The organism is Kitasatospora sp. MBT63 (assembly GCF_000710465.2).
In the GTDB taxonomy this organism is placed as follows: domain Bacteria; phylum Actinomycetota; class Actinomycetes; order Streptomycetales; family Streptomycetaceae; genus Kitasatospora.
This window is the reverse complement of record NZ_JAIZ01000833.1, coordinates 28,065-33,731: the sequence shown is the minus strand read 5'-3', so window position 1 is coordinate 33,731 and position 5,667 is coordinate 28,065. Positions and strand designations below refer to the sequence as shown.

The following is a 5,667-nucleotide window of genomic DNA, read 5'->3' as shown; positions in this document are numbered from 1 at the left end:
GTAGGAGTGGAACAGCGACCAGACGTCGTCGGCGGAGAACCCGAACAGGTCCTCGGTCGCCGCGAACAGGCCGACCACGCTCGCGTGCGACAGCGTGACGCCCTTGGGGCGCCCGGTCGAGCCGGAGGTGTAGATGACGTAGACCGCCGCGTCCGCCGACAGCGGCACGCCCGGGTCACCCGTCGGCAGACCGGCCGGTAGCTCCTCCAGGGCCACCACCGCACCGGTGAACACCGACGCCACCAGGCCGCCGTGGGAGTGCTGCGTCACCACGCACGCGAGTTCCGCGTCGGTGGCCATGAACGCCAGCCGCTCCGCCGGGTACGCCGGGTCCAGCGGGACGTACGCCCCTCCGGCCTTGACCACCGCCAGCAGGGCGACCACCAGGTCCGGGCCGCGGTCCAGGCAGACGCCCACCAGCGACTCGGCGCCCACACCGAGCCCGCGCAGGTGCCACGCCAGTGCGTTGGCCCGGGTGTTCAGCTCCCGGTAGGTCAGCGACCCGCCCTCGAAGGAGACCGCCACCGCGTCCGGTGCCGTGGCCGCCCACCGCTCGAACACCTCGTGCAGCAGCTCCGGGGCGTGCGTCGCGGGCGCGGCGATCGGCCGGTCCACCAGCGCGAGTTCGGCCGGGTCGAGCAGCTCCACCTCGCAGACCCGGGTGTCCGGGTCGGCGACGACGGCCGCCAGCAGGCGCAGGAAGCGGCCGAGGACGGCCTCGGCGGTGCTCCGGTCGAACAGGTCGGCGGAGTACTCGATGCTGCCGTCGAGGCCGGCGCCGGCCCGGTCGGAGAAGCCGAAGGACAGGTCGAACTTGGCGCGGTCGCCGACGGCGGCGTACGGCTCCACCCGGACCCCGGGCAGTTGGAGGCCGGCCGCGGGTGCGCCGTCGTCGAAGGTGAGCATCACCTGGAACAGCGGGTGCCGGTTCATCGACCGGACCGGGTTGAGCACCTCCACCAGCCGCTCGAACGGCACGTCCTGGCGGGCGAACGCGGCGAGGTCGGTGTCCCGGACCCGGCCGACCAGCTCGCGGAAGGTCGGGGTGCCCGACACGTCGGTGCGCAGCACCAGGGTGTTGACGAAGAAGCCGACCAGCTCGTCCAGGGCGACGTCGGTGCGCCCGGCGACCGGGGTGCCGATCGGGATGTCGGTGCCGGCGCCGAGCCGGGACAGCAGGGCGGCGACGGCCGCCTGCACCACCATGAAGACGGTCGCCCCGCACTCCCGGGCGAGCGCGGCGGCGCCCGTGAACACGGCGTCGTCGAGGCGGAACTGGACCAGTCCGCCGGCGCCGTCCGGCTCGGCGGTGCGGACCCGGTCGGCCGGCAGGGCGAGTTCGGCCGGGAGGTCGGCCAGGACGGCCTTCCAGTGGTCGAGTTGGTGCGAGATGAGGCTCTGCGGGTCGGACTCCTCGCCGAGCAGCTCGCGCTGCCAGAGGGTGTAGTCCGCGTACTGGACCTCCAGCTCGCCCCAGCCGGGGGCCTCACCGGCGGCCCGGGCGGTGTACGCCCGGCCCAGGTCGCGGGCGAACGGCGCCAGCGACCAGCCGTCCGCCGCGATGTGGTGCAGCACGATCAGCAGCACCGACTCCTCGGCGCCGGTCTCGAACAGCCAGGCCCGCAACGGCAGGTCCGCCGTCACGTCGAACGGGTGGGCCGCGGCGGCGGCCAGTCCCTCCTCGCCGCGGACCACCTCCAGCAGTTCTCCGACCTCCGCCAGCGGCACCACTCGCTGGTACGGCACGCCGTCCGCGTCCGGGAACACCGTCCGCAGGCTCTCGTGCCGTCCCACCACGTCCCGCAGCGCGGCGTGGAGCGCGGTCACGTCGACCGCGCCGGTCAGCCGCAGCCCCACCGGGATGTTGTACGAGGAACCGGCGCCCTCAAGGCGGTTGAGGAACCACAACCGCTGCTGTGCGAAGGAGAGGGGGATCACGCGGTTTCCTCCGGGCGGGTCATCCGGCGCAGCTTGGGGCGGGCGGGGCCGGTCTCGGTGGGGCGGGAGCCGGCGAGGCGTTCGGCGATGGCGGCGACGGTGGGGTCGGCGAAGAACACGTCGATGGCGAGTTCGGCGTCGAGCAGCGCGCGGATCCGGCCGATCAGGCGGATCACCAGCAGGGAGTGGCCGCCGAGGTCGAGGAAGTTGTCGTCGATGGAGACCCCCTCCACGCCGAGCAGCTCGCCGAACAGCCCGGCGAGGGTCTCCTCCAGCGGGGTGCGCGGGGCGCGGCCGGTGGTGCCGGTGGCCGGGGCCACCGGCTCGGGCAGGGCGCCGCGGTCGAGCTTGCCGTTCGGGGTGAGCGGGAAGGCGTCGAGCGTGACGATCGCGGACGGCACCATGTAGTCGGGGAGTTGGGCGGCGAGGTGGTCGCGTACGGCGTCGGTGTCGAAGCCGGCGGCGGCTTGGGCGGGGACCACGTAGGCGACCAGGCGCACGTCGCCGGGCCGGTCCTCGCGGACGATCACCGCGCACCGGGTGACGGCCGGGTGGGCGCCGAGCACCACCTCGATCTCGCCGGGCTCGATCCGGTAGCCGCGCAGCTTGACCTGGGTGTCGGCGCGGCCGTGGTAGTCGACGTCGCCGTCGGGCAGTACGGTGCCGAGGTCGCCGGTGCGGTACATCCGGCTGCCGGGGCGGCCGTACGGGTCGGGCAGGAAGCGCTCGGCGGTGAGGGCGGGCAGGTCGGTGTAGCCGCGGGCGACGCCGACGCCGCCGACGTAGATCTCGCCGGGCTCCCCGGCCGGGGTGGGCCGCAGGTCCCGGTCGAGCACGTACATGGTGGTGGCGGTGATCGGGCGGCCGATCGGGACGGTCCCGGGCTGCGGGCCGGTCGCCACGAAGGCGGAGTTGGCGACGGTGATCTCGGTCGGGCCGTACTCGTTGACGAACCGGATGCCGGTGTCGCCGGCCAGGTCGAGCCAGGTGTTCACCAGCCGGCCGGGGAAGAGTTCGCCGCCGACGCTCAGCAGGCCGGCCAGGCCGGCGAGTTCGTCGCCGGAGAGCTGCTCGAGCAGCACCTCCAGGTGGGCGGGGGTGAGCTTGACGAAGCTGTACGGGCCGCCGTCGGCGAGGTGCTTGCCGAGGTCGGCGGGTGCCAGGTCGGCGGGCAGCAGGTGGACGGTCTGGCCGGCCAGCAGCGGGGTGTAGATGGCGGGCACCACCAGGTCGAAGGCGACCGAGGAGAAGACCGGGGCGCCGCCGGTGCCGCGGGAGGCGTACTCCTCGACGGTCCAGGCGAGGTAGTTGGCGAGGCCGCGGTGGGTGACCTCGACGCCCTTGGGGCGGCCGGTGGTGCCGGAGGTGTAGATGACGTAGGCGAGGGTGTCCGGGTCGATGTCGAGTCCGGGGGCGGTGGTGGGCTGTCCGGCGAGGGCGTCGCGGTCGACCAGCAGCCAGTTGGCCTGGTCGACGCCGCTGAGCCGGCCGGCCAGGGCGGGGTGGGTGATGACCACCTCGGCGTGCGATTCGCGGATCACCCGCTCCAGCCGGGCGTCGGGGAAGGCCGGGTCGAGCGGGACGTAGGCGCCGCCGGCCTTCCAGACGCCGAGCAGGGCGGCGATCAGGTCGGGGCCGCGGTCCAGGACGACGGCGACCCGGGTCTCGGGGCGTACGCCGAGTGCGAGCAGCCGGTGCGCGAACTGGTTGGCGCGGTTGTTGAGCCGGGCGTAGGAGAGCTTGCCCTCGGTGGAGACCAGTGCGGTGGCGACCGGGGTGCCGGCGGCCTGGCGTTCGAACAGGCCGATGGTGGTGGCGCCGGTGCCGTCGGCGTCGGCGGCTGCGGGAGCCCGGTCGTCGGCGGCGGGCTGGGCCGGGCGGATCGGCTGGGCGGCGGCGCCGGTGCGGGCGTCCCCGTCGAGGTTGTTGACCATGTCGCGCAGCACCTCTCGGTACATGTCGGCCAGCCGCTCGGCGTTGGCCCGGCTGATGGTGTGGGTGTCGGTGGAGAGCACGATGCCCCGGCCGGAGGCGATGACGTTGAGGCCGATCTCGTTGGGCGTCTCGCCGAGTCCGAGTCCGCCGTCGACGTGCTCGTCGGTGGCGTGGAAGTCGAGGTAGCTGAAGGAGATCTGGATCAGGCCGGTGCGGCCGGCGTCGCGCTGGATGGCGGGCAGCGGGTAGCGGCGGTGCGGCCAGATCTCGGCCTCCCGGTCCAGGACCTGCCGGATCAGTTCGCGCCAGGTGGCGGCGCCGCGCTCGGCGGCGAACGGCACGGTGTTGAGGTGCATGCCGTAGACGTGCTCGGCGCCGGGCACCTCGGGGCGGCCGTGGCCGACCAGGCCGGTGAAGAAGGTCCGGGCCGGGGTGAAGCCGCTCATCACCTTGGTGTGGGCGGCGAGCAGCACGCTCTTGACGGAGGCCTGGGCGGCGGTGGCGACGGCGGCGAGGCCGTCGGCCAGGTCGTCCAGCAGGATCACCTGCTGGAACGCCTCGCGCGGGGTGCCGGGGGCGTCCCGCCAGTGCGCGGGCAGGGTGACCGGGGCGTGTTCGGCGACGATCCGCTGCCAGTAGTCGCGGTCCTCGGCGGAGTCGAGCGCGGCGAGTTCGGCGGCGATGAAGTCGGCGAAGCGCACCTCGGTGCGGCCCTTGGCCGGCGGCTGTTCGCCGTCGCGCAGGCTGCGGTAGCAGGCGATCAGTTCCATCACCAGGGCGTGGTGGCTCCAGCCCTCCAGGATGACGTGCGACTCGGTGACGGTCAGCCACCAGCCGTCGTCGGCGGCGTGGGCGAAGACCCGCAGCAGCGGGAGGTCGTCGGCGGCGAACAGGGCGGTCCGCTCGGTGGCGACGAAGGCCCGCAGGGCGTCCCGCTGGGCCTGCGGGTCGGCGCCGGTGAGGTCCCAGCTGCGGTAGGGGACCTCGGCGGTGCGGTGGACGATCTGCAGCGGGACGGAGTAGCGGGAGATGTCCACGGAGGTGCGCAGGATCTCGTGCCGGTCGGTCAGCAGGGCGACGGCGGCGGCGAGCGCGGTGTCGTCGAACGGCCGGTCGTCGTCGATCCGGAAGCAGGTGACGTTGTGGTAGCGGTTGCGCTCGCGGTCGGCGAGCATCTCGACCAGCATGCCGAGCTGCAGTTCGCCGAGCGGGTAGGCGTCGGTGGCGTCGGCGGGCAGGGCGGCCCGGTCGGTCTCCGTGATCAGCGCGAACGGGCGGACCGGTTCGGGCGTCGCGTCGGCGGCGGCCGGGGCGCGGGAGGCGAGCAGGGCGGCCAGGGCGGCGACGGTGGCGTGCTGGTAGACCTCGCCGGCGGTGACCTGGAAGCCGGCCGTGCGCAGGGCGCCGATCAGGGCGAGGACCCGGATCGAGTCGCCGCCGAGGTCGAAGAAGGCGTCCTCGACGCCGATGCCGTCCCGGCCGAGGACCTCGCTCCAGACGGCCGCGAGCCTGGCCTCGGTCTCGGTGCGCGGTGCGACGGCGGCGTGGGCGCCGGCCATCGCGGTGCGCTCGGGGGCGGGCAGGGCGCGCCGGTCGAGCTTGGCGGTGGAGGTGAGCGGGATGGCGGGCAGTTCGACGAAGGCCGAGGGGACCATGTACGGCGCGAGCGTGGTGGCGAGGTGGGCCCGCAGGTCGGCGCCGGTGGCCGGGTGGCCGGGTTCGGCGGTCCAGTAGGCCACCAGTTCCTTCTGGCCGGGGGTGTCCTCGCGGACGACGACCACGGTCTCCCGGACG

2 protein-coding genes are annotated in these 5,667 nt (G+C 74.3%); both read right to left on the bottom strand.

Annotation, left to right across the window (positions count from 1 at the left end):
• Positions 1-1,938: condensation domain-containing protein (locus tag AA75_RS44090; protein WP_033826206.1), on the bottom strand; the 1,938-nt coding region annotated here is incomplete at its 3' end.
• A partial coding sequence (locus AA75_RS50660) for a non-ribosomal peptide synthetase (RefSeq protein ID WP_158515674.1) occupies positions 1,935-5,667 on the bottom strand: 3,733 nt, incomplete at its 5' end. The genes AA75_RS44090 and AA75_RS50660, both read right to left, overlap by 4 nt.